The following is an 18,535-nucleotide window of genomic DNA, read 5'->3' as shown; positions in this document are numbered from 1 at the left end:
GGGCGTTGGGCAGGCGGGAAGGAGTTCCTGCCGTTGTCACCGCCCTTACCATTGCGCTACATCCAGGAAGCGTTCGTCACCAAGAAGCTCGGCGGCAGAAAACACTTTCCAGACTTCCTCGTTACGCTCGTAACCGCCATTTACAAACGGCTGAACGTTTGCAGGCACATCCTGTGGCGATGCCACAAAGCTGTCCGCTGCGAAATACTGCATGCCTGAAACACTGTCGACGACCAGGCCACTGAACACGTCACCCTGTTCCACAACCAGTACCCGGCGCTCTCGCTGGCTGCGGGAAGAGCGGGGGATATCAAAGAAACCGGCCAGGTCGACCAGTGGCAGGAGGCGGCCCCGCACGTTGGCGGCACCCATCATGAACTGATGAACCCCCGGTATGTGGGTATAGCGGGGGACATGGAGGATTTCAGTGACTTCACCCATGGGCGCAACGTAGCGCTCGCCAGCCAGAACAAAGCCGATCCCGTTCCAGAGTTCGACGGCTTCCTGTTGTTCCGGCAGGCCGGCAGCCATGGTGCGACTGCGTCGGGCGATATCCGTCAGAACTGCAAAGGGGGCGGCCTGGGCGGACATGCTTACTCCACGGTTGGGGATCAGGCAATCAGGCTGTTGATTGTTTTGATCAGATCGTCTTCGTTGACGGGTTTTACAAGGTAGCCCTTGGCACCCTGACGAGTACCCCATACCCGGTCTGTTTCCTGATCCTTGGTGGTCACGATAACAACCGGTATCGATGCGGTTTCCGGGGCGCGGGTCAACTGGCGGGTTGCCTGGAAGCCATTCAGGCCAGGCATGACAACGTCCATCAGGACCAGGTCCGGAGTTTCGGCACGGGCCTTGGCGACGCCGTCAGCACCGTTGTCAGCGGTCAGTACTTCGTGTTTGTGCTTTTCAAGGATGGTCGAGATTTTCTTAACCTCGGTCGGAGAATCGTCAACAATCAGAATGCGGGCCATGGTGTCCTCAATAGTTCTTGCTTCAGCAGGTTTACTGTTCCGCCTGGGGAACGTACTGGCGTATGGTGTTAAGAAGCTCGTCCTTGCTGAACGGTTTGGTCAGGTACTGGTCTGATCCAACAATTCGGCCTTTGGCCTTGTCGAACAGTCCATCTTTACTGGAGAGCATGATAACCGGCGTCTTTTTGAAAGAGGAATTGTTCTTGATGAGTGCGCAGGTCTGATAGCCGTCCAGCCGGGGCATCATGATGTCCACGAAAATGATATTGGGCTGGGAATCGGCAATTTTCGCCAGAGCGTCAAAGCCGTCTGTTGCGGTGATTACTTCGCAACCGACTTTCTTAAGAAGGGTTTCAGCGGTGCGACGAATGGTCTTACTGTCGTCGATCACCATAATCTTCAGATTCACGAAGTTGTCATCCATTGTCCAACTGCCTTGCGCTCTGCGACTGTCGTTATTTTTCAACCGGGGTTTTTAACACAAACGTTAACGTTCTTCTATAAATCCCGCTCATTTATAGAGTATTGGTGGCCGGATAAAAAGTATAACTTTGTGACCAAATGTACTTCTGCCCGGAAAGTCACGAATTTGATACGGGATTTCTCCGGATGCATTCGCGGCTCGGGTACAATACCATCACCGTTTGTGGTCACAGCATAGCACTTATTCCTGACGCCGCTCTGCAGACCGGTTCGTGTTTTCAACCTTTTACCTGACGAGGCATTATGACAGTCCGACTCGGAATTGTGATGGACCCTATAGAGAAGATCCATTTCAAGAAAGACAGCTCACTGGCGATGCTGCTGGCCGCGCAGAAGCGGGGCTGGGAGATCGAGTACATGGAGTTGCCGGACCTCTATCTGAAGGGTGGGCAGGCCAGAGCACGGACCCGCGACCTGACCGTGCATCTGGATCCGCAAGACTGGTTCAGCTTCGGCGGCTCACAGGAGCGGGCGCTGGGGGATCTGGACGTTATTCTTATGCGTCAGGACCCACCGGTGGACCGCGAGTTCCTGATGGCTACCTTTATACTGGAGATCGCGGAACAGCAGGGCGCCCTGGTGGTCAACCCGGCCTCGACGTTGCGGGACTGTAACGAAAAGCTGTTTGCCGCCCAGTTTGAAGACTGTACACCGCCGCTGATCGTGACCCGCTCTGCGCGTCGGTTGAAGGAGTTCTACGCGGAACACGGTGACGTCATCATGAAGCCGGTGGACGGCATGGGTGGGCGCTCCATCTTTCGTGTGAAAGAGAACGACGACAATCTTGGGGTCATTATTGAAACCCTGACCAACCATGGCGCCCATCAGGCCATGGCACAGAAATACATTCCTGAAATCAAACAGGGTGACAAGCGCATTCTGCTGATTGATGGCGAGCCGGTTCCGTATTCACTTGCGCGCATTCCTTCCCATGGCGAGAATCGCGGTAATCTGGCTGCAGGTGGCCGGGGCGAAGGCCGTGAGCTGACCACCCGTGATCGTGAAATCTGTGATCGCGTGGCCCCGGTAATAAAGGAAAAAGGACTCATTTTTGTCGGTATCGATGTGATTGGCGATTACCTGACCGAGATCAACGTAACCAGTCCCACCTGCATCCGGGAACTTGATGCCGCATACGGAATCGATATTTCCAGTCAATTGATGGATGCCATCGAGCGTCGTCTGAAATAATGGTCCGTTGTCGGACTTAACCGAGGTAAAGTTCAGGAATGGCAGTGCAGGTCAGCGATTTCGATCGGTTTTCTTTTACGCTTTTCATGGCGCTGGCGCTCCATGCCATAGTGGTGCTGGGCATTACCTTCGCGCCCGAGCCTCCCCGCTCCTCCGCCCAGACCATGGAAATCACCCTGTCGCAGTTCGACGACGAGACCGATCCGGACGAGGCCGATTTTCTCGCCCAGACCAGCCAGAAAGGCAGCGGCACCGAGGAAGCACCCGTGGAAATGACCTCGCCGCAACCCACGGATATCAGCCAGCAGGAAATTGCCGAAGTACAGCCAGAACCACCCTCACAGGTTGAGCCGGTGCAACGGCAGGAGCAACCCTTGGTGCAGACCGAGGCGCGCAGTGAGCGCCAGGTGTCTGAGCCGGATACCGCGGAACCGGAAGCAGAAGAGCCGTTGCCGGTGAAGGAAAAGAAAAGCCTGATGGAGCGCAGCCTGGAAATCGCCAGCCTGGAGGCCAGGTTTGACCAGCAACAACAGGCCTACGCGAAGAAGCCCCGTGTGATGCGGGTAACGGCGGCCTCGACCCTGAAATCAACGAACGCCTGGTACGTGCAGAATTGGGTCGGCAAGGTGACCCGGGTGGGCAACATCAATTACCCTAAAGAAGCACGACAGCAGGGCATTCATGGCACCCTGCGCATGCTGGTTTCTTTAAAGAAAGATGGCTCCATCAAGGAACTGGCTATACTCGAGTCATCCGGCAGCACCGTGCTTGACGATGCCGCTGTTCGCATCGTGAGAATGGCGGCGCCATTTGCACCTTTCCCGGATGATATGCGCGAGAACGTCGATGAACTGGAAATTATCCGTACCTGGGTATTTGAACGACGGGGGCTGACATCAGGATGACAGCATCAAGGCACTCTCCACACAGCCTGCGGCACCAGTTTCTGGTGGCGTCTCCCTATTTGCAGGATCCGCGTTTCCACGGCGCGGTGATCTACCTGTGCGAGCACTCGGATGAGGGCGCTCTGGGGCTGACGGTGAATCATCCCCTGGACATTCATCTGGGGGAAATTCTCGAGCAGCTGGACATGGAAGGTGGCGAGCTGGACGTGCCGGTATACGGTGGTGGCCCGGTGCAACCAGAGCGTGGCTTTGTTCTGCACTCGCCGGATGCAGGCTGGCAGAATACCGCGCAGGTGGCCGATGACGTGCTGCTGACCACTTCCCGGGACGTGCTTTCTGACATTGGTGCCGGGAAAGGGCCGGAAAACTACCTGGTGTGCCTGGGCTACGCTGGCTGGAGTGAAGGGCAGCTGGAAGACGAGCTGGCAAGCAACGCCTGGCTGACCTGCCCCGCCACCTCCGACATCCTGTTCCGCACATCCTGGGAAGACCGTTACCAGGCCGTGTTGAAACTCATCGGCATTGACCTCAACCAGCTCAGCGAGTCTGTCGGCCATGCCTGAAGCCGGAAACCGCCGGGTGATGGCCTTTGATTTTGGCACCCGCCGGATTGGCGTTGCCAGTGGCCAGGAACTGCTGGGTACCGGTAAACCCCTGGCCATGATACCGGCCCGGGATGGCGTGCCTGACTGGGATTACATCGGTAGCCTGCTGGAGGAGTGGAAGCCGGACCGGGTGCTGGTGGGCCTGCCCCTGAACATGGACGACACCGAGAATGACATGTGTGCCCGCGCCCGCAAATTCGGTAAAAGGCTACACGGCCGTTTTCACGTAGAGGTTGAAATGGTTGACGAACGGCTGACCAGTTTCGAAGCCAAAGGCGACGTCATGGCGGCCGGGGGCAGCCGTGATTTCGGCCGCGACGGCGTGGATGATCGAGCCGCCGTACTGATTCTGGAAACCTGGTTTCATCAGCAGGAATCCCGTTTTGCCTGAGCAGGCTCAGGCTGCTGTATGAGAGGACTGAAATGACTGCATTGCTTGATATTGACCGGCTGCTGGAGGATCTGGAAGCGGGCCTGCGTAAGAAGCTGGAAGAGCGGGGCGTGACAGCTCCGGTACTGATCGGTATTCGTACTGGTGGTGTCTGGCTGGCGGATGTCATGAGCAAGCGCCTGGCCCTGAAGGAGCCGTGGGGTGAACTGGACATCTCTTTTTACCGGGATGATTTCAGCCGCATCGGCCTGAACCCGAAAGTAAAACCCTCCAGCCTGCCGTTCAGCACCGAAGACCGGGACATCATCCTTATTGACGACGTGATCATGAGTGGCCGCACGATCCGGGCGGCCATGAATGAAATCTTCGATTACGGCCGGCCGGCCAGCATCATCCTTGCCACACTGGTGGACCTGGGGGCACGGGAGCTACCGGTGCAGCCGGACGTAACCGGCCGGGTGCTGGCCCTGGAGTCTCACCAGCGCGTCAAATTGCGCGGCCCCGACCCATTGCTCATAGAACTACAGGAAACGGGCAAGTAATCAGCGAACGCATAACATCAACAGGCGACACATGACCGCAAACGACCCTTCCTCGACATCCCTGCAGCTTACTGCAGACGGACAGCTACGCCATTTCCTGACACTGGACGGGCTGAACCGGGCGCTGCTGACCGAAATCCTGGACACGGCAGACTCTTTTATTGAAGTGGGTGAACGCAGTATCAAAAAGGTGCCGTTACTGAGGGGTCGTACCGTTGTTAACCTGTTCTTCGAGTCTAGCACCCGCACCCGCAGCACCTTCGAGCTGGCTGCCAAGCGCCTGTCTGCGGACGTGCTCAACCTGGACATCAACACCTCCGCCACCTCCAAGGGTGAGTCCCTGTCTGACACACTTCTCAACCTCGAGGCCATGGCTAGCGACATGTTTGTGGTGCGCCATTCACAGAGCGGTGCCCCCCACTTTATTGCTGAAAGCGTGACTCCGGGTGTAGCCATCATCAACGCTGGCGACGGCCGCCATGCACACCCCACCCAGGCCATGCTGGACATGCTCACCATCCGTCAGCACAAGGGCCGTTTTGAGGGCCTGAAAGTCGCCATCGTTGGTGATGTACTGCACTCACGCGTTGCCCGTTCCCAGATCCGTGCCCTGAACGAACTGGGTGCCGCAGAAGTAAGGGTGATTGCGCCCGCCACCCTGCTGCCAAGGGATGTGGAGAGCCTGGGTTGCACCGTGGAATACGACATGAAGCGGGGCATGAAAGACCTGGATGTGGTGATCATGCTGCGCTTGCAAAAAGAACGTATGGAAGGGGCGTTACTGCCCAGCGAGAGAGAGTTCTACCGCCTCTATGGCCTCAGTCAGGAGAAGCTGGCCCTGGCCCATCCCGAGTGTATCGTAATGCACCCCGGCCCTATCAACCGCGGTGTGGAAATTGAGTCTGCGGTAGCAGACGGGCCGCAGTCGGTAATCCTGAACCAGGTGACCAACGGCATCGCCATTCGCATGGCAGTCATGTCCATGGCCATGGGTGGCCAGATGGCAGAGCGTAATCGCAAGCAGGCAGGGAGGGCACAGGGATGAGCAGTCTGAAAATTACCGGTGGCCGCTTCGCCAGTACCGATGCTGAGACCACGGTACTGGTCCGGGATGGCTACATAGCGGCACTGGGTGATACAGCAGCACGAGAGTCTGCGGATAATGAGTTTGATGCGGCAGGCTGCTTACTGGCGCCCGGCTTTGTAGACCTTTGCTGCAACCTGCGGGAGCCGGGCAATGGCCAGAAAGGCAATATTGCCTCGGAGAGCCTGGCCGCCGCCCACGGCGGATTCACCACTCTGTGTGCGTCTCCGGACACGTCGCCAGTGAACGATTCCGGCGCGGTCACCAACCTGATAATGGACGTGGCTGCCAAACGCTCGGCCGTGCGGATACTGCCCATTGGCGCCATTACCCGTGGCCTGAAAGGCGATCTGCTCAGCGACATGGCCGGGCTTGCCGGTGCTGGTTGTGTTGCTCTGGGTAATGGCGCCCGTCCGGTCAGGAATGCGCGGGTGTTGCGCCGTTGTATGGCTTACGCCCGGACCTTCGGCCTGACGGTTATGTTCAGCCCGGAGAACCAGGCGCTTGCCGCCGATGGATACGCCCACGACGGTCTGGTGGCTTCAAGGCTCGGACTACTGGGCATTCCGGAAGTGGCGGAAACTGCCGCGGTGATGGAAATGCTGCTGCTGGCTGAAGAAACCGGGGTTCGCCTGCACCTGAGCCAGTTGTCCTGTGCCCGCAGTGTGGAGATGCTGGCCGATGCCCGCAAGCGGGGTATTGCAGTGACGGCCGATGTGGCCATGCACCAGCTGATGTTTACCGAAGATGCATTATCCGGCTTCGACAGCCGCTTCCATGTGCGGCCACCACTGCGCTCCGAGACAGACCGGCTGGCTCTGCTGGCTGGTGTCCGCGACGGTGTGATTGAAGCCATTACCAGTCAGCATCAGCCCCATGACTCTGCCGCCAAACAGGCGCCAATGGCGGCCACAGAACCGGGACTGTCCACCATTGAAAGCACCCTTTCCATGGGCCTGTTGCTTGTGGAGCGGGGCGAGCTCGACAGGGCTGGCCTGATCCGGGCGCTTACTACCGGGCCGGCTTCCGTTTTAGGCCGTTGCTCTGAACTGCGTGAAGGTGCGGTTGCTGACCTGTGTGTGTTCGACCCCACCGCCAGCTGGAAACCGGACGGTAGTAATCTCTGTTCTGCGGGGCGCCACGTACCCCTGCCGGGCAAGCCAATCCCGGGCATGGTTCGTCTTACCCTGTGCCAAGGGCAACAAGCCTGGCCGCGTAATAACCTGTAGCCCTCACCACCATGTCGGCAAAATTTGGCAGGGGTTGCGAAACCTCTGTCGAGCCCGTTGCCCTGAAGGAAGGCATCAAGCTGAAACTCCGCGCCTATAGCGACGAGAAAGTTGCCGCCGAAGACTTCAAGGCCGGCCAGTGTGACGCAGTGCTGCTAACCGGAACCCGTGCCCGCAAATTCAACAGGTTCAACGGTACCCTGGAGGCAATGGGTGCCGTACCCGGTTAAGAGGAGATGCGGCTGCTGTACAACACACGCAGCCTGGAAAAGGCACGCCCGTTCCTGATTGACGGCGACTACGAAGTGGCCGGCGTGTTCCCCGGTGGGTCGGTATATCTCCATACCCGTGACCGGGCCATCGACTCGGTGGAAAAACTGCAGGGTAAACGGATTGCCACCCTGGATCTCTACAAGGGAGTGATCCCGGATGGTGTGTATGACGAGCGCGCCATCAGCCTTATGAAGGCAATTCGCTGCCGGGTGGATGATTCCCGTTCGGAATGTGCGTCCTGAACCTGTGATGGTCGGGGGCCGCGCGGGCCCCGATCAAGCCTTAACGGATTGCGTCTTTCAGCGCCTTGCCTGCCTTGAAGCCGACAGTCTTGCTGGCGGGTATCCGGATGGTTGCGCCGGTTTGTGGATTGCGACCATCGCGAGCCTCGCGGTTGCGGATGTTGAAGGCACCGAAACCGATCAGTGTGGTAACTTCGCCCCGGGCAGCGGCGGCTGAGATCTGGTCGGTGAAAGCGGTGATCACTTCGCTGGCCTTGTCCCGGGTCAATCCGGTGTGGTCTGCAACAGCGGCGGCAAGTTCAGGTTTGCGCATTGGGTACTCCTTGTTGTCGTTTTTGGTTGCTGCCGGTGGCTGCGTAACCGCCGGCTGACCAAATCTATAGCGGTTTGCGACTCATTGTGCAAACCGGCAATTCGAATACATTTCAATCTCCGGTCTCATTTGCGGGCGGAGTCTCATAAAAACAGGGAGTTGTCAGCGATAATGTCGTTTTCGGTTACAAACTGTAACAGGCGGCGCTCGCCGCCCGGCCTGATGCTCCTCCAGCGCCCCGCTGGATTGCTGTCGCAGCGCCCAACAATAACAACCGCTGAAATCGGTGCACTTTTGTTATTACTGGGCCTGTCCGTGAGCATCGGCGGCGTGATCGAACGTTCCCACCTCATGGAAGCCTTTCCCCAGGCCTTCGACAGTGCCTGGTCCGCCATGTTGCTGATGGTGGTGATACTGGTGATCGGATATCCTGCCATTGCTATACGGTCTTCGCAAAGCCACTATAGAAGAAACCGATTATTCGGGGGTCTTCACGCCTATGCCAAAGAACGACAAACCTGTCAGTATCCGGTCTGACAAGCAGTCGATAGACCAGTTCATCAATCAGGTTCGCACGATGCCGCAGAAAGGGGGCGGGCAGGGCCGGCTGATTTTTGCCCTGGACGCTACCGCCAGCCGGGAAGCCACCTGGGATCAGGCCTGTGACCTGCAGAGTGAGCTTTTTATGGCTACCCGTGACCTCGGTGGCCTGGCAATACAGCTCTGTTACTATCGGGGTTTTCGCGAATTCAGATCCACCGCATTTGTCAGCGCCACTGAGCAACTGCTGAAGCTGATGAATGGTGTTTCCTGCCTCGGCGGACGAACCCAGATCAGTAGGGTTCTGGCCCACGCGGTCAAGGAAACCCGGGCACAACCGGTCAAGGCGGTGGTTTTCATCGGTGACTGCTGTGAAGAGCCAATCGACGAACTCTGCCACACTGCCGGCGAACTGGGCATGCTCAGAACCCCGGTGTTCATGTTCCATGAAGGCAGTGATGCCCATGCCCGGGCGGTTTTCCAGCAGGTGAGCAAACTCTCGGGTGGTGCCTATGCGCCGTTTGATCGTAACAGTCCGCAAGTGTTGAAGGATCTTATGGGCGCCGTTGCGGTCTATGCATCCGGGGGCGCCAAGGCATTGCAGGATTATTCCAGCCGCAGCTCTCCGGAAGTAAAACGGTTGACCCAACAGATCAGGTAGCGCTCATTGTGCCATTAACGTTTCTGGTCCTTATTCTGGCGGTTGTTGCATGGTTCTGGCTACGCAGCCAACCGGCCAGCCAGCGTAAACCCGCCATTATCAAACTGGTGCTGTTTTCCGGCATCCTTATGGTGGTGGTTATGGCATTGACGGGCCGCCTGCACTTCCTGTTTGCACTGCTGGGATTCCTGTTTCCGCTGCTGCGTCGTTTCCTGCCGGCGTTGCTGGGTGGTGGCATGTCCGGTGGGCTTGGAGGCGGGGCCGGTGGAGCCGAAGCCCGAACCGGCAACGAGTCCCACGTTACCAGCGACATCCTTGATATGACGCTGGACCATGACTCCGGAGACATGACCGGCGAGGTACTGAAAGGCCCCATGGCAGGTCGCGAGCTGTCGGGTCTGGGCGAAGGCGAGTTTATTGAACTGCTGCAGTACTGCAGGCAGCATGATGCGGATTCCGCGCGGCTGCTGGAAACCTACCTGGATCGCCGCTTTGGCGATTCCTGGCGATCAGATGACCCTGGCACCAGTGGCAACAGCGAGCATGGCGAAAGCGAAGAGCGGTATCATGGTGGCGCACTTTCCGAGAGTGAAGCCCGGGATATCCTTGGGGTGGAGCCTGATGCCACCCGCAACGACATCATTCAGGCGCACCGCCGCATGATGCAGAAGATGCACCCGGACCGCGGCGGCAGCAACTATTTTGCCGCCCGTATCAACGAGGCCAAGGAAGTTCTGCTCGGCGAGTGACGTTATTCGCCCACGGAGTAGGACAGTATCCGGGACAGGTGGCTGTAGGGCAGGCCGGTCTCCCGGTGCCAGTCGTTGAAGGCTGCCTGCGCCTGGACCAGGGCTTTTTTGCTGCCCGGTGTGGCGTCCAGCCGTTCTTCCCGGTGCAGCCCGGCCACCACGTCCGAAGAGAGAATAAAACCATCCCAGCCAACCCTGCGCAGGAAATACTGGGCGGTGTTGCCGCCCAACCGGGCGCCGTGGCGCTTGAGCCACATCAGCAGCCCGACCTGGTCGTCCGAAGGCCAGTGGCTCAGGAAAGCCCCGAAACTGCCTTGCTCACGGGCACCATCCACGATCATGCGGGCGTTCTCGGGCACGGTGCGGATTTTCTGCATGTTCCGCACGATGCGTTCATCCTGTGCCAGCTCCTCGAGTACATCCGGTGGTACCTGCTGCCAGTAGAGTGGAACGAAACCCTTGAACGCGGCCTCGAACCCCGGCCACTTGTTCTCGATCACCCGCCATACAAAGCCGGCCTTGAACACACAGCGGGTAACTTCAGACAGGTAGCGGTCGTCACCCAGGGCTTCCAGTTCACCGGGCCCTGCCACCCGGGGCAGAAGTGTGCGTAATTCGACTTCTCCTCCCTTGCGGGCAGCCGCGTGATTGTAAATTCGGGCAAAGGACATCAAGTAATATCCGAAATCTGGTTGTAGGTTTGAAGCTGAGTGGTCCACTATAAAGGAAACCAATCCGGTCAGGGAGTCATGCTTATGCCAACGATAGGATGGGTCTTCCTTCTTGGTGCCATTGCCCTGGTACTTGGCGGGCTGTTCATGTTGCGTGACAGTGGCAAGATGCCGATATCGAAAGAAAAAATGAAGAAAATCCAGGAGCGAAAGGCAGAAATTGAAGCCGAGGAAAGTGCGGAGGACCGGGAACAGTGATAATTCACGTCCTTTCAGCCAGAAAAAAGCGCCGTACTCCTAGAGCAGGGCGCTTTTTTCAGAACAGGCGGGCTTACGCTTTCGGCCCGGCCTCCACAATGGCGTCAGAGACATCAAACTTCTTGAAGTTCTCGACAAACTGACCAATCAGTTCTGCAGCCTTGGCGTCGTAGTCTTCCTTGCTGGCCCAGGTATTGCGCGGGTTCAGCAGGTTGTTGTCGACACCGGGCACATCCACTGGGACATCCAGATTCAGGGTAGGCAGGTGTTCGGTTTCAGTGTCGTCCAGATCGCCATTCTGGATTGCGGCGATGATGCCACGGGTGGTGGGGATGCTGAAGCGCTCGCCCACGCCGTGGGGACCACCGGTCCAGCCTGTGTTAACCAGGAAAACCTTGCTGCCAAACTCGTCCATGCGCTTCATCAGCAGCTCGGCGTATACGCCAGCCGGGCGCGGGAAGAAGGGCGCGCCGAAGCAGGTGGAGAAGGTAGCTTTCAGCTTGGAAGACGAGCCCATTTCAGTAGAGCCAACCAGCGCAGTGTAGCCGCTGAGGAAGTGATAGGCCGCTGCTTCCTTGCTGAGGATGGACACTGGCGGGAGTACGCCGGTCATGTCACAGGTCAGGAAAACAATGTGTGACGGCTCGCCCGCGCGGTTCTCAACCACTCGTTTCTCAACGTGCTCCAGCGGGTAGGCGCAGCGGGAGTTTTCGGTGAGGGAGACATCGCTATAATCGGGCTCGCGGGTGTCCGGGTCGATGGTGACATTTTCAACAATGGCACCAAAGCGGATGGCATCCCAGATGATGGGTTCGTTTTTCTGGCTCAGGTCGATGCACTTGGCGTAGCAGCCGCCTTCGATGTTGAAAACGGTGCCCGGGCCCCATCCATGCTCATCGTCGCCGATCAGGAAGCGCTCCGGATCCGCGGAAAGTGTTGTTTTACCGGTGCCGGAAAGACCGAAGAACAGGCAGGTCTCGCCGTCTTCACCCACGTTTGCGGAGCAGTGCATGGGCAGCACGTCTTTTTCCGGCAACAGGAAGTTCTGCACCGAGAACATGGCCTTTTTCATTTCGCCGGCGTAGTGCATGCCGGCGATCAGTACCTTGCGCCTGGCAAAGTTTATGATCACGCAACCGTTGCTGTTGGTGCCATCGCGCTCGGGCACGCACTCGAAGTTTGCTGCGTTGAGGATCTGCCATTCCTGCTTGTCGGCCGGGTTGAAACTGTCCGGGCGAATGAACAGGTTCTGACCAAACAGGTTCTGCCAGGCGGTTTCGGTAGTCATGCGAACCGGCAGATAGTGTTCCGGGTCGGAGCCAACGTGTACGTGGCTTACAAAACTGTCTTTCTCGGCAATGTAGGCTTCTACGCGGTCCCACAGGGCATCAAACTTTTCCGCGTCAAACGGGCGGTTGATGGGCCCCCAGTGGATGTCGTCGGAGGTGCTTGGCTCCTCCACGATGTAGCGGTCCATCGGGGAGCGGCCAGTGCGCTCGCCGGTTTTTACCACCAGTGAACCGTTTGCGGCCAGCTGGCCTTCACGTCTTTCCAGTGCCAGCTCAACCAGTTGTGCTGCACTCAGATCATTATAAGTGTTGCTCACTTCGACCTCGCCCTCGGGATGTGATCGTGATTGTTCAGGCCGTCCCCCCTGAAAATTGACGGAAATCTGAGCAATCGGGTCAGTTCAGGCGCGCTATTATGCCAGAGGCGCCGGTAAAAAACGACTGCCCCGGAAGCCGCTCTGTGACTGGCTTCCAGACCGCTAAGCCGAACATTCAGTGTAACGTATGACCGGTGAAAAGGTGATCAATATCGTTTCTATCGAAGCGATAGTGTGCGCGACAGAACTGGCAATCCATCTCGATGGAGCCCTGTTCCTCCAGAATACTGTAGCATTCTTCCTTGCCGATGGCCTCCAGCGCCCCCAGTGTCCGCTCCCGGGAACAGCTGCAGCGAAAGGCGACGGGTTCGGCATCGAACAGGCGAACGGTTTCTTCGTGGAACAGTCGATGGAGGAGGGTTTCGCTGTCCAGGGTCAGCAGTTCCTCGGCTTCTACCGTGCTGGCCAGGTGGTTGAGTCGATCCCACAGGTCCGAATCCTGTTCAGTGTCGCCGGGCAGTTTTTGCAGCATCAGGCCGGCGCTGCAGTTTTCATCGGCAAACAGGAAAAAACTGGTGGGAATCTGTTCGGAGCGCTCAAAGTATTCTTCCAGGCAACCTGCCAGATTTTCCTCCTCCCGGGGCACCACGCCCTGATAGCGCTGGCCCTTTTCCGGGGAGATGGTGATGGCCATGCGACCCCCGCCAAGTAGTGCGTCGAGGGAGTCTTCGGTGACCGCATGCTCGTCATAGCGGGCCAGGCCGCGGATGAAGCGGTCGTGGCTGCATTCGGCCATCAGCGTGCGCAACGGTCCCTTGCCCTGGGCCTGCAGGGAGAGAGTGCCTTCAAATTTGAGGGTGTTGCTCATTAACACACTGGCCACAAGGGATTCCCCCAGCATGCGCCTTACCGACGCCGGGTAGGGTGCCTGGTTGCCGATTTCGCTGTAGCTGTCATTCAGTTTGACCCAGGCTCCCCGGACCTGGCTGTCTTCAAACATAAATCGCTGGAACTGGTCCCGGGATGCCATGGTGTTTTCTCCTGAACGTTAAAGTCGGAATGGGTAATCATTGAGGTGGGAAGCCCGGAACTCTAGAGCCCGTTCTGTTCCCGGAAGCGCTGGATGTCCCTGCGATCTTTCTTGGAGGGCCGCCGGGCCGGGGGCAATTGCGCCGCCTGCATGGTTTTGCGCTGCCAGGCGAGTTCTTCCCGGCGTTTCACGCTGTCTTCCGTTTCGTGGTAGAGCTTTTGTGCTTCCGGGGCGCCCTGGCGGCGTTCGCTGATGTCGTCCACGATGACGATGCGCTCCTGCCATCCCTGTCGCAACGTCACTTTCCCGCCAGGCTCCACCAGTTTGCCGGGTTTGGTTCGCTGGCTGTTGTAGTGAACCTTGCCCCCTTCGATGGCCTGTTTGGCTAGGTTGCGGGTTTTATAGAAGCGTGCTGCCCACAGCCATTTGTCGAGTCGTACGCGGGTGTCGTCAGTGGTGGTCGCCGTCATGTCTCCTCACCTGATGAGCGTATAGCCATAGTATAGCTGTCTCACTGGCCGGATGGCAGGGGCCGGCGCTGACGCAGGGCCGGCAGGATTTCATCGAAGTGATGAATCGAGGGGATGTCCGGGTGTCTGTCGCGGGCAGTCTGCTTGCTATCTGGCGCCAGGATCGCGAGACACTGGGCGATGCCGGCCGTGTGGGCGCTTTCCAGTACCGGGAAACTGTCATCAATCATCAGGGTCGTCGCTGGCTGATAGGCTTCAATGCCGGCGAGATCCTGCCAGAAGGCCGGATCTTCCTTGGGCTTGCCCAGCTGATGGCTGGAAATAATGTTATCCACACGGCTGTCCAGGCCCGTGCGCTGCAGTTTCAGGCTGAGTGGGTCCGGGTGACAGTTGGTTACGATGACAGAGCGCAGGCCAGTGCTCTTCACCGCATCGAGAAAATCGGTGACATGGGGCCGATAGCCAATGCGCTCCCCGACTTCGGCCTTGAGGCCGGTGATGTCCAGATCCAGCCGGTTACTCCAGTAATCCGTGCAGTACCAGTTCAGGGATCCCCTTTCGGCCGTGATCATGGGGATGATGGTGTCACGGGCTTCTTCAGGGCTGAGGTTGTTGTGTTCGGCGTAACGCCTGGGCAGGTGTTCCAGCCAGAAGTGATTATCAAAATGCAGGTCCAGCAGCGTTCCGTCCATATCCAGGAACACGGTATCAAGGGAGTGCCAGTTCACCATAAACAATAACAGCCTGAAATTGGTTTCACTTCAGGCTGCCGAAGAATGCGTAAATTGGCAAGGCGGGATTTTACGGATCAGTCGTCCTGCTCGATGGTCTCTGGCTTTTTGCCAGTGCGGGTGCAGCCCAGGCAGCGAACAAAGGTTGCCTTGGCAGGACCGACGACCAGTACTTCCCCTGCTTCTGCGGCATTACCGCCAAGTGCGGAGAATGGCAGTGACACCAGGTAAACGGCACTTCCGATGATGGTGGTGGCGAACAGGGCCGGGCGCACGAAAAGCGCATCGCCGGTCATTGCCAGGGCGGAAGGCTCTTCATCGATAGCCTGGGCATGGCCGACAGAGGAAAAAGCCAGCAGGCATACCGCTACGGCTGTAATAACGATGTGGGAAATCTTACCGGTCATTTCTTGTCTCTCCTGGCTTGGTCGGCATTCTTGATCGGCGAGTCTGACTTGCCGATGGCACCCTGCCTCAGGGTGCCGGGGATTCACATAGCCTCAGTGTAGCTTATGTTTATTAATACTCTGTTAACTATGAATCATATTTGCGCATTTTCAAACGATTTTTCTGTTTCAAAAGTTGTCTAGCGCTGGCAATTGCTGCAGTAAACCGTCGAACGCTGGTTCATGCGAATCTCCTTCAACGTTTGCCCACATTCCTTGCAGGGCTCCCCGGTGCGGCCATAAACCAATAGCGATTGCGCGAAATAGCCGGGCTTGCCGTCGCTGTTCACGAAATCCCTGAGGGTGGTTCCGCCCATGAGAATAGCGGCGCTGAGAGTTTCCCTTATGGCCTCCACCAACCGATTGTACCGGTCCAGGCTGATACGGCCCGCAGCGCGGCGGGGGTGTATGCCAGCCTTGAACAGGGCTTCGTTGGCGTAGATGTTGCCGACCCCCACCACCACATGATTGTCCATAATGAATGACTTTACTGGCGTCTTTTTGCCCCGCGACAGTTGATAGAGGCGGCGGCCGTTGAACTCCGATGCCAGGGGTTCCGGTCCCAGGCTGGCGATCAGCGGGTGCTGGTCCGGAGTTTCCGACCAGAGCCAGCAGCCGAAACGGCGAGGATCGTTGAAGCGCAGGCGGATGCCGTGATCCAGTTCCAGCTCGACGTGATCATGGGGCAGTGGCTCGCTCTGGTCAGTGATTACCCGCAGGCTGCCGGACATGCCCAGGTGCACAATCAGGGAACCCGCCACCGTGGCGGAGGTGACGCCGATAAGCAGGTATTTGGCCCGGCGGTCAACGCTCTGGATGACCGCGCCTTCCAACAGCTCCGCGATATTACCCGGCACCGGCCATCGCAGGCGGCCATCGCGTACGGTCACCCTGGTGATGGTCCGGTTTTCGCAATGGGGGGCGATGCCGCGTCGGGTGGTTTCTACTTCGGGTAATTCGGGCAAGGGGGCTTCTCCAGTAGCGCGGGTAGTGACGGATGAGTGTAATCAGTAACAAAATCGCAGCCAATTGCGGTTGTTCCGGCTAACAACTGTACGCTAGAGTGGCCAGATACGGTTGTTGGGCAGTACCGGATCCGTCAGGCCGCAGGCTTCATGCCGGGCCCCGTCATGCACTTTGCAACCTTATGATTTCGAACGAGGAAAAATCTATGTGGTACAACGGTCTTCTGGACCTTTCGGTGATACAGCTGATCCTGGTTGCACTGGGGCTTACCCACATCACAATCATCAGCGTGACGCTTTACCTGCATCGCCATTCTGCCCACAACTCGCTGGATCTGCATCCGATATTGGCACATTTCTTCCGTTTCTGGCTGTGGCTGACCACAGCGCAGAACACCAAACAGTGGACAGCTATTCATCGTAAACATCACGCCAAGTGTGAAACCGAGGACGACCCCCACAGCCCTGTGGTTCTGGGTATCCGTAAGGTGCTTTTCGAGGGGGCTGAGCTGTACGACGAGGCGGGCACTCCTGAAACCCTGGAACGTTACGGCCAGCGCACCCCGGAAGACTGGGTTGAGAACAAGGTATATAGCCGCTACCGGATGCTGGGTATCCAGCTGATGGCGGTGATCGACCTGCTGTTGTTCGGTGTCCACGGTATCTGGATCTGGGCGCTGCAGATGATGTGGATTCCGGTGTGGGCCGCCGGTGTGGTCAATGGAATCGGCCACTTCATGGGCTATCGCAATTTCGAATGTGCGGACAATGCCCGCAACATCTCGCCCTGGGGCATCCTGATTGGCGGTGAAGAGCTGCATAACAATCACCACACCTATCCCAATTCGTCCAAGCTGTCCCGCCGCTGGTACGAGGTGGATATTGGCTGGGGTTATATCCGTCTGTTCCAGTTCTTCGGGCTGGCGAAGCCCAAGGGGTTCAAGCCGATTGCCCATTATGTGCCGGGCAAGCAGGAGATGGATGTGGAAACCGTGCAGGCGATTACCAACAGCCGGTTCGATATCATGCGCCAGTATCGCAAGCGGGTGATGGAACCGGTGTTGCGCCAGCAGAAGGCGCTGATGGATGAGGAGATTCGTCCACGCTATCGAAGTCTTAAGCGGTTGCTTTCCCGTGAGGTGACCTTGATCAAGCCGAAGGAGAAGGAGCATCTGGAGACGGTGCTGGAGCGCAATGCGACGTTGCGTCAGATCTATGAGAAGAGCAATGAGTTGCAGGCGTTGTGGCGCCGTCGTGGTCTGAAGCCGCAGGAGAAGCTGCAGGCGCTGATGGAGTGGTGCCGGGAGGCGGAGGCCAGTGGTATTCGCTATCTGGAAGACTTTGCGGCGCATTTGCGGGCTTATTCGCTTCGGCCTTCTCCGTGATCATCCTTTTAGCCTGAGGGTTCAGGTGTCTGGTCCCGAGGTGGGGTGCCTTTTCTTCTGGGAAAAGAACTCGCTTTGCTCAGACACCTTTTCCCGGCAGAAAAGGCACCCCACCCCGAGACCGATTTGACCACTGTGGGATCGCTGTTGCGGTTTCTTCAGTTGGGTTCTGATTCTTCCACTCTGTACAAACAGTAGGTCACCTGGCCTGCTGTTTTTTGTCGGTGCAGCGTCCAGTTCGGGGGTGCGGTGGGTGTCGGCAGTTTGCTTTCGTGTTCCGCGTAGATCCAGCTTCCCGGCTTTACCCAGCCATTATTCGCAATCATCGGGAACAGTTTTTCCAGCCAGCCCTGTCTGAACGGTGGGTCCATGAACAGGATGTCGAACGGTTTGGTCGGTGTCTGGGCCAGGTAGGTGTCGACGTTCTGGCAGGCTACTTCTCCGTCTTCCGTTTTTAACAGGCGCAGGTTACTGCGCAGGGCCTGGGCCAGTTCCGGGGTGTGGTCGACGAAGACGGTTGTGCCGGCGCCGCGGGAGAGGGCTTCGAGGCCGAGGGCGCCGGAGCCGGTGAAGAGGTCGAGGCAGCGGCTGCCGGCGATGTGGAATGACAGCCAGTTGAACAGGGTTTCGCGGGTGCGCGCCGGTGTCGGGCGTACGCCGCCGGCTTCGGGGAAGCGTAGTTTACGGCTGCGCCAGTCGCCGCCGATGATGCGGAGTTCGCCGCCGCTGGTCGGCCGGGGTTTCTGGTTGCGTGCCATTATCGAGAGGGCCTCTGTTTCGTGGTTCTGGAG

The 18,535-nt window shown here is 58.1% G+C and carries 24 protein-coding genes and 1 pseudogene; 12 read left to right on the top strand and 13 right to left on the bottom strand.

Translation table 11 applies throughout. The annotated features are described in order from the left end of the window. Positions 1–45: 45 nt before the first annotated feature. Genes ACESMB_RS01125 through pilG form a run of 3 tightly spaced genes read right to left on the bottom strand, consistent with a single transcriptional unit; the run spans position 46 to position 1,398 of the window. The gene (locus tag ACESMB_RS01125) at positions 46–591 is read right to left on the bottom strand and encodes a chemotaxis protein CheW (RefSeq protein WP_372925694.1); all 546 of its coding nucleotides are present in this window, start codon (positions 589–591) and stop codon (positions 46–48) included. Between the two features lie 20 nt (positions 592–611). Beyond that, a complete protein-coding gene (gene pilH / locus ACESMB_RS01120; RefSeq protein WP_011787171.1) occupies positions 612–974 on the bottom strand; it encodes a twitching motility response regulator PilH in 363 nt (120 codons plus the stop codon). Positions 975–1,005: 31 nt separating this feature from the next. Then, positions 1,006–1,398: a twitching motility response regulator PilG gene (gene pilG, locus ACESMB_RS01115; protein ID WP_372925695.1), complete on the bottom strand. Its 393-nt coding sequence runs from the start codon at positions 1,396–1,398 to the stop codon at positions 1,006–1,008. 302 nt (positions 1,399–1,700) lie between these two features. Between pilG and gshB the strand changes: the two genes are divergently transcribed. From gshB to ACESMB_RS01075, 8 genes and pseudogenes are all read left to right on the top strand, one after another. Continuing rightward, positions 1,701–2,648: a glutathione synthase gene (gene gshB / locus ACESMB_RS01110; protein WP_372925696.1), complete on the top strand. Its 948-nt coding sequence runs from the start codon at positions 1,701–1,703 to the stop codon at positions 2,646–2,648. A gap of 38 nt (positions 2,649–2,686) precedes the next feature. Beyond that, positions 2,687–3,553 (top strand): energy transducer TonB, encoded by an 867-nt coding sequence (locus ACESMB_RS01105; protein ID WP_372970746.1) that lies wholly within the window; start codon positions 2,687–2,689, stop codon positions 3,551–3,553. Further along, a complete protein-coding gene (locus ACESMB_RS01100) occupies positions 3,550–4,116 on the top strand; it encodes a YqgE/AlgH family protein (RefSeq protein WP_372925698.1) in 567 nt (188 codons plus the stop codon). The genes ACESMB_RS01105 and ACESMB_RS01100 overlap by 4 nt, the downstream gene beginning before the upstream one ends. Further along, the gene (gene ruvX / locus ACESMB_RS01095) at positions 4,109–4,549 is read left to right on the top strand and encodes a Holliday junction resolvase RuvX (protein ID WP_372925699.1); all 441 of its coding nucleotides are present in this window, start codon (positions 4,109–4,111) and stop codon (positions 4,547–4,549) included. The genes ACESMB_RS01100 and ruvX overlap by 8 nt, the downstream gene beginning before the upstream one ends. 32 nt (positions 4,550–4,581) lie before the next feature. Beyond that, positions 4,582–5,091 carry a bifunctional pyr operon transcriptional regulator/uracil phosphoribosyltransferase PyrR gene (gene pyrR / locus ACESMB_RS01090; RefSeq protein ID WP_372970745.1) on the top strand — a complete coding sequence of 170 codons (510 nt, stop codon included), beginning with the start codon at positions 4,582–4,584 and terminating at the stop codon, positions 5,089–5,091. A 31-nt stretch (positions 5,092–5,122) separates the two neighbouring features. Beyond that, positions 5,123–6,136 (top strand): aspartate carbamoyltransferase catalytic subunit, encoded by a 1,014-nt coding sequence (locus ACESMB_RS01085; RefSeq protein ID WP_372925701.1) that lies wholly within the window; start codon positions 5,123–5,125, stop codon positions 6,134–6,136. Continuing rightward, positions 6,133–7,404: a dihydroorotase gene (locus tag ACESMB_RS01080; protein WP_372925702.1), complete on the top strand. Its 1,272-nt coding sequence runs from the start codon at positions 6,133–6,135 to the stop codon at positions 7,402–7,404. Before ACESMB_RS01085 ends, ACESMB_RS01080 begins: the two co-directional genes overlap by 4 nt. A gap of 11 nt (positions 7,405–7,415) precedes the next feature. Then, positions 7,416–7,919 (top strand): annotated as a pseudogene (locus ACESMB_RS01075) (putative solute-binding protein). Positions 7,920–7,959: 40 nt separating this feature from the next. Here ACESMB_RS01075 and ACESMB_RS01070 read toward each other — a convergent pair. Together ACESMB_RS01070 and ACESMB_RS01065 are read right to left on the bottom strand one after the other, a co-directional pair. Then, positions 7,960–8,232: an HU family DNA-binding protein gene (locus ACESMB_RS01070; RefSeq protein ID WP_372970744.1), complete on the bottom strand. Its 273-nt coding sequence runs from the start codon at positions 8,230–8,232 to the stop codon at positions 7,960–7,962. Positions 8,233–8,375: 143 nt separating this feature from the next. Next, positions 8,376–8,669: a hypothetical protein gene (locus ACESMB_RS01065; protein ID WP_372925726.1), complete on the bottom strand. Its 294-nt coding sequence runs from the start codon at positions 8,667–8,669 to the stop codon at positions 8,376–8,378. A 62-nt stretch (positions 8,670–8,731) separates the two neighbouring features. Here ACESMB_RS01065 and ACESMB_RS01060 point away from each other — a divergent pair, with 62 nt between their 5' ends. After that, positions 8,732–9,433, top strand: coding sequence for a VWA domain-containing protein (locus tag ACESMB_RS01060; RefSeq protein WP_372925705.1), 702 nt, complete (start codon positions 8,732–8,734; stop codon positions 9,431–9,433). A gap of 8 nt (positions 9,434–9,441) precedes the next feature. Next, a complete protein-coding gene (locus tag ACESMB_RS01055; protein ID WP_372925706.1) occupies positions 9,442–10,182 on the top strand; it encodes a DnaJ domain-containing protein in 741 nt (246 codons plus the stop codon). A 2-nt stretch (positions 10,183–10,184) separates the two neighbouring features. On the opposite strand, the gene ACESMB_RS01050 is transcribed toward ACESMB_RS01055, so the two are convergent. Further along, entirely contained in the window at positions 10,185–10,853 is a 669-nt protein-coding gene (locus ACESMB_RS01050; RefSeq protein ID WP_372925707.1) for a DNA-3-methyladenine glycosylase I, read from the bottom strand. Between the two features lie 84 nt (positions 10,854–10,937). Here ACESMB_RS01050 and ACESMB_RS01045 point away from each other — a divergent pair, with 84 nt between their 5' ends. Continuing rightward, positions 10,938–11,111: a DUF2897 family protein gene (locus tag ACESMB_RS01045; RefSeq protein WP_372925708.1), complete on the top strand. Its 174-nt coding sequence runs from the start codon at positions 10,938–10,940 to the stop codon at positions 11,109–11,111. A 73-nt stretch (positions 11,112–11,184) separates the two neighbouring features. Here ACESMB_RS01045 and ACESMB_RS01040 read toward each other — a convergent pair whose 3' ends face one another. The 6 genes from ACESMB_RS01040 to mutM form a co-directional block, all read right to left on the bottom strand. Continuing rightward, positions 11,185–12,717, bottom strand: a complete 1,533-nt coding sequence (locus tag ACESMB_RS01040; RefSeq protein ID WP_372925709.1) for a phosphoenolpyruvate carboxykinase — start codon at positions 12,715–12,717, stop codon at positions 11,185–11,187. Between the two features lie 175 nt (positions 12,718–12,892). After that, positions 12,893–13,747: an Hsp33 family molecular chaperone HslO gene (hslO, locus tag ACESMB_RS01035; protein ID WP_372925710.1), complete on the bottom strand. Its 855-nt coding sequence runs from the start codon at positions 13,745–13,747 to the stop codon at positions 12,893–12,895. A gap of 62 nt (positions 13,748–13,809) precedes the next feature. Further along, positions 13,810–14,217: a ribosome-associated heat shock protein Hsp15 gene (gene hslR, locus ACESMB_RS01030; protein WP_372925711.1), complete on the bottom strand. Its 408-nt coding sequence runs from the start codon at positions 14,215–14,217 to the stop codon at positions 13,810–13,812. Positions 14,218–14,258: 41 nt separating this feature from the next. Then, positions 14,259–14,948: a GMP/IMP nucleotidase gene (gene yrfG, locus ACESMB_RS01025; protein WP_372970743.1), complete on the bottom strand. Its 690-nt coding sequence runs from the start codon at positions 14,946–14,948 to the stop codon at positions 14,259–14,261. 77 nt (positions 14,949–15,025) lie between these two features. Then, positions 15,026–15,355: a hypothetical protein gene (locus ACESMB_RS01020; RefSeq protein ID WP_372925713.1), complete on the bottom strand. Its 330-nt coding sequence runs from the start codon at positions 15,353–15,355 to the stop codon at positions 15,026–15,028. A 179-nt stretch (positions 15,356–15,534) separates the two neighbouring features. Then, positions 15,535–16,359 (bottom strand): bifunctional DNA-formamidopyrimidine glycosylase/DNA-(apurinic or apyrimidinic site) lyase, encoded by an 825-nt coding sequence (gene mutM / locus ACESMB_RS01015; protein ID WP_372970742.1) that lies wholly within the window; start codon positions 16,357–16,359, stop codon positions 15,535–15,537. A 206-nt stretch (positions 16,360–16,565) separates the two neighbouring features. Here mutM and ACESMB_RS01010 point away from each other — a divergent pair, with 206 nt between their 5' ends. Beyond that, complete coding sequence (locus tag ACESMB_RS01010; protein ID WP_372925715.1) at positions 16,566–17,744, top strand: fatty acid desaturase; 1,179 nt, start codon at positions 16,566–16,568, stop codon at positions 17,742–17,744. Positions 17,745–17,902: 158 nt separating this feature from the next. Here the strand turns inward: ACESMB_RS01010 and rsmD are convergent, their stop codons facing one another. After that, a complete protein-coding gene (gene rsmD / locus ACESMB_RS01005; protein WP_372970741.1) occupies positions 17,903–18,502 on the bottom strand; it encodes a 16S rRNA (guanine(966)-N(2))-methyltransferase RsmD in 600 nt (199 codons plus the stop codon). Between the last annotated feature and the right edge of the window lie 33 nt (positions 18,503–18,535).

Source organism: Marinobacter sp. (assembly GCF_041686475.1).
Lineage (GTDB): Bacteria > Pseudomonadota > Gammaproteobacteria > Pseudomonadales > Oleiphilaceae > Marinobacter.
Note: the sequence above shows the minus strand (reverse complement) of the source record. Positions and strands in the feature narration are given on the sequence as shown.

Bases quoted from the DNA above. Each gene is read 5' to 3' on its own strand.
- ACESMB_RS01125 (WP_372925694.1), bottom strand. From the start codon at position 591: ATGTCCGCCCAGGCCGCCCCCTTTGCAGTTCTGACGGATATCGCCCGA.
- pilH (WP_011787171.1), bottom strand. From the start codon at position 974: ATGGCCCGCATTCTGATTGTTGACGATTCTCCGACCGAGGTTAAGAAA.
- pilG (WP_372925695.1), bottom strand. From the start codon at position 1,398: ATGGATGACAACTTCGTGAATCTGAAGATTATGGTGATCGACGACAGT.
- gshB (WP_372925696.1), top strand. From the start codon at position 1,701: ATGACAGTCCGACTCGGAATTGTGATGGACCCTATAGAGAAGATCCAT.
- ACESMB_RS01105 (WP_372970746.1), top strand. From the start codon at position 2,687: ATGGCAGTGCAGGTCAGCGATTTCGATCGGTTTTCTTTTACGCTTTTC.
- ACESMB_RS01100 (WP_372925698.1), top strand. From the start codon at position 3,550: ATGACAGCATCAAGGCACTCTCCACACAGCCTGCGGCACCAGTTTCTG.
- ruvX (WP_372925699.1), top strand. From the start codon at position 4,109: ATGCCTGAAGCCGGAAACCGCCGGGTGATGGCCTTTGATTTTGGCACC.
- pyrR (WP_372970745.1), top strand. From the start codon at position 4,582: ATGACTGCATTGCTTGATATTGACCGGCTGCTGGAGGATCTGGAAGCG.
- ACESMB_RS01085 (WP_372925701.1), top strand. From the start codon at position 5,123: ATGACCGCAAACGACCCTTCCTCGACATCCCTGCAGCTTACTGCAGAC.
- ACESMB_RS01080 (WP_372925702.1), top strand. From the start codon at position 6,133: ATGAGCAGTCTGAAAATTACCGGTGGCCGCTTCGCCAGTACCGATGCT.
- ACESMB_RS01070 (WP_372970744.1), bottom strand. From the start codon at position 8,232: ATGCGCAAACCTGAACTTGCCGCCGCTGTTGCAGACCACACCGGATTG.
- ACESMB_RS01065 (WP_372925726.1), bottom strand. From the start codon at position 8,669: ATGGCAGGATATCCGATCACCAGTATCACCACCATCAGCAACATGGCG.
- ACESMB_RS01060 (WP_372925705.1), top strand. From the start codon at position 8,732: ATGCCAAAGAACGACAAACCTGTCAGTATCCGGTCTGACAAGCAGTCG.
- ACESMB_RS01050 (WP_372925707.1), bottom strand. From the start codon at position 10,853: ATGTCCTTTGCCCGAATTTACAATCACGCGGCTGCCCGCAAGGGAGGA.
- ACESMB_RS01045 (WP_372925708.1), top strand. From the start codon at position 10,938: ATGCCAACGATAGGATGGGTCTTCCTTCTTGGTGCCATTGCCCTGGTA.
- hslO (WP_372925710.1), bottom strand. From the start codon at position 13,747: ATGGCATCCCGGGACCAGTTCCAGCGATTTATGTTTGAAGACAGCCAG.
- hslR (WP_372925711.1), bottom strand. From the start codon at position 14,217: ATGACGGCGACCACCACTGACGACACCCGCGTACGACTCGACAAATGG.
- yrfG (WP_372970743.1), bottom strand. From the start codon at position 14,948: ATGGTGAACTGGCACTCCCTTGATACCGTGTTCCTGGATATGGACGGA.
- ACESMB_RS01020 (WP_372925713.1), bottom strand. From the start codon at position 15,355: ATGACCGGTAAGATTTCCCACATCGTTATTACAGCCGTAGCGGTATGC.
- ACESMB_RS01010 (WP_372925715.1), top strand. From the start codon at position 16,566: ATGTGGTACAACGGTCTTCTGGACCTTTCGGTGATACAGCTGATCCTG.
- rsmD (WP_372970741.1), bottom strand. From the start codon at position 18,502: ATGGCACGCAACCAGAAACCCCGGCCGACCAGCGGCGGCGAACTCCGC.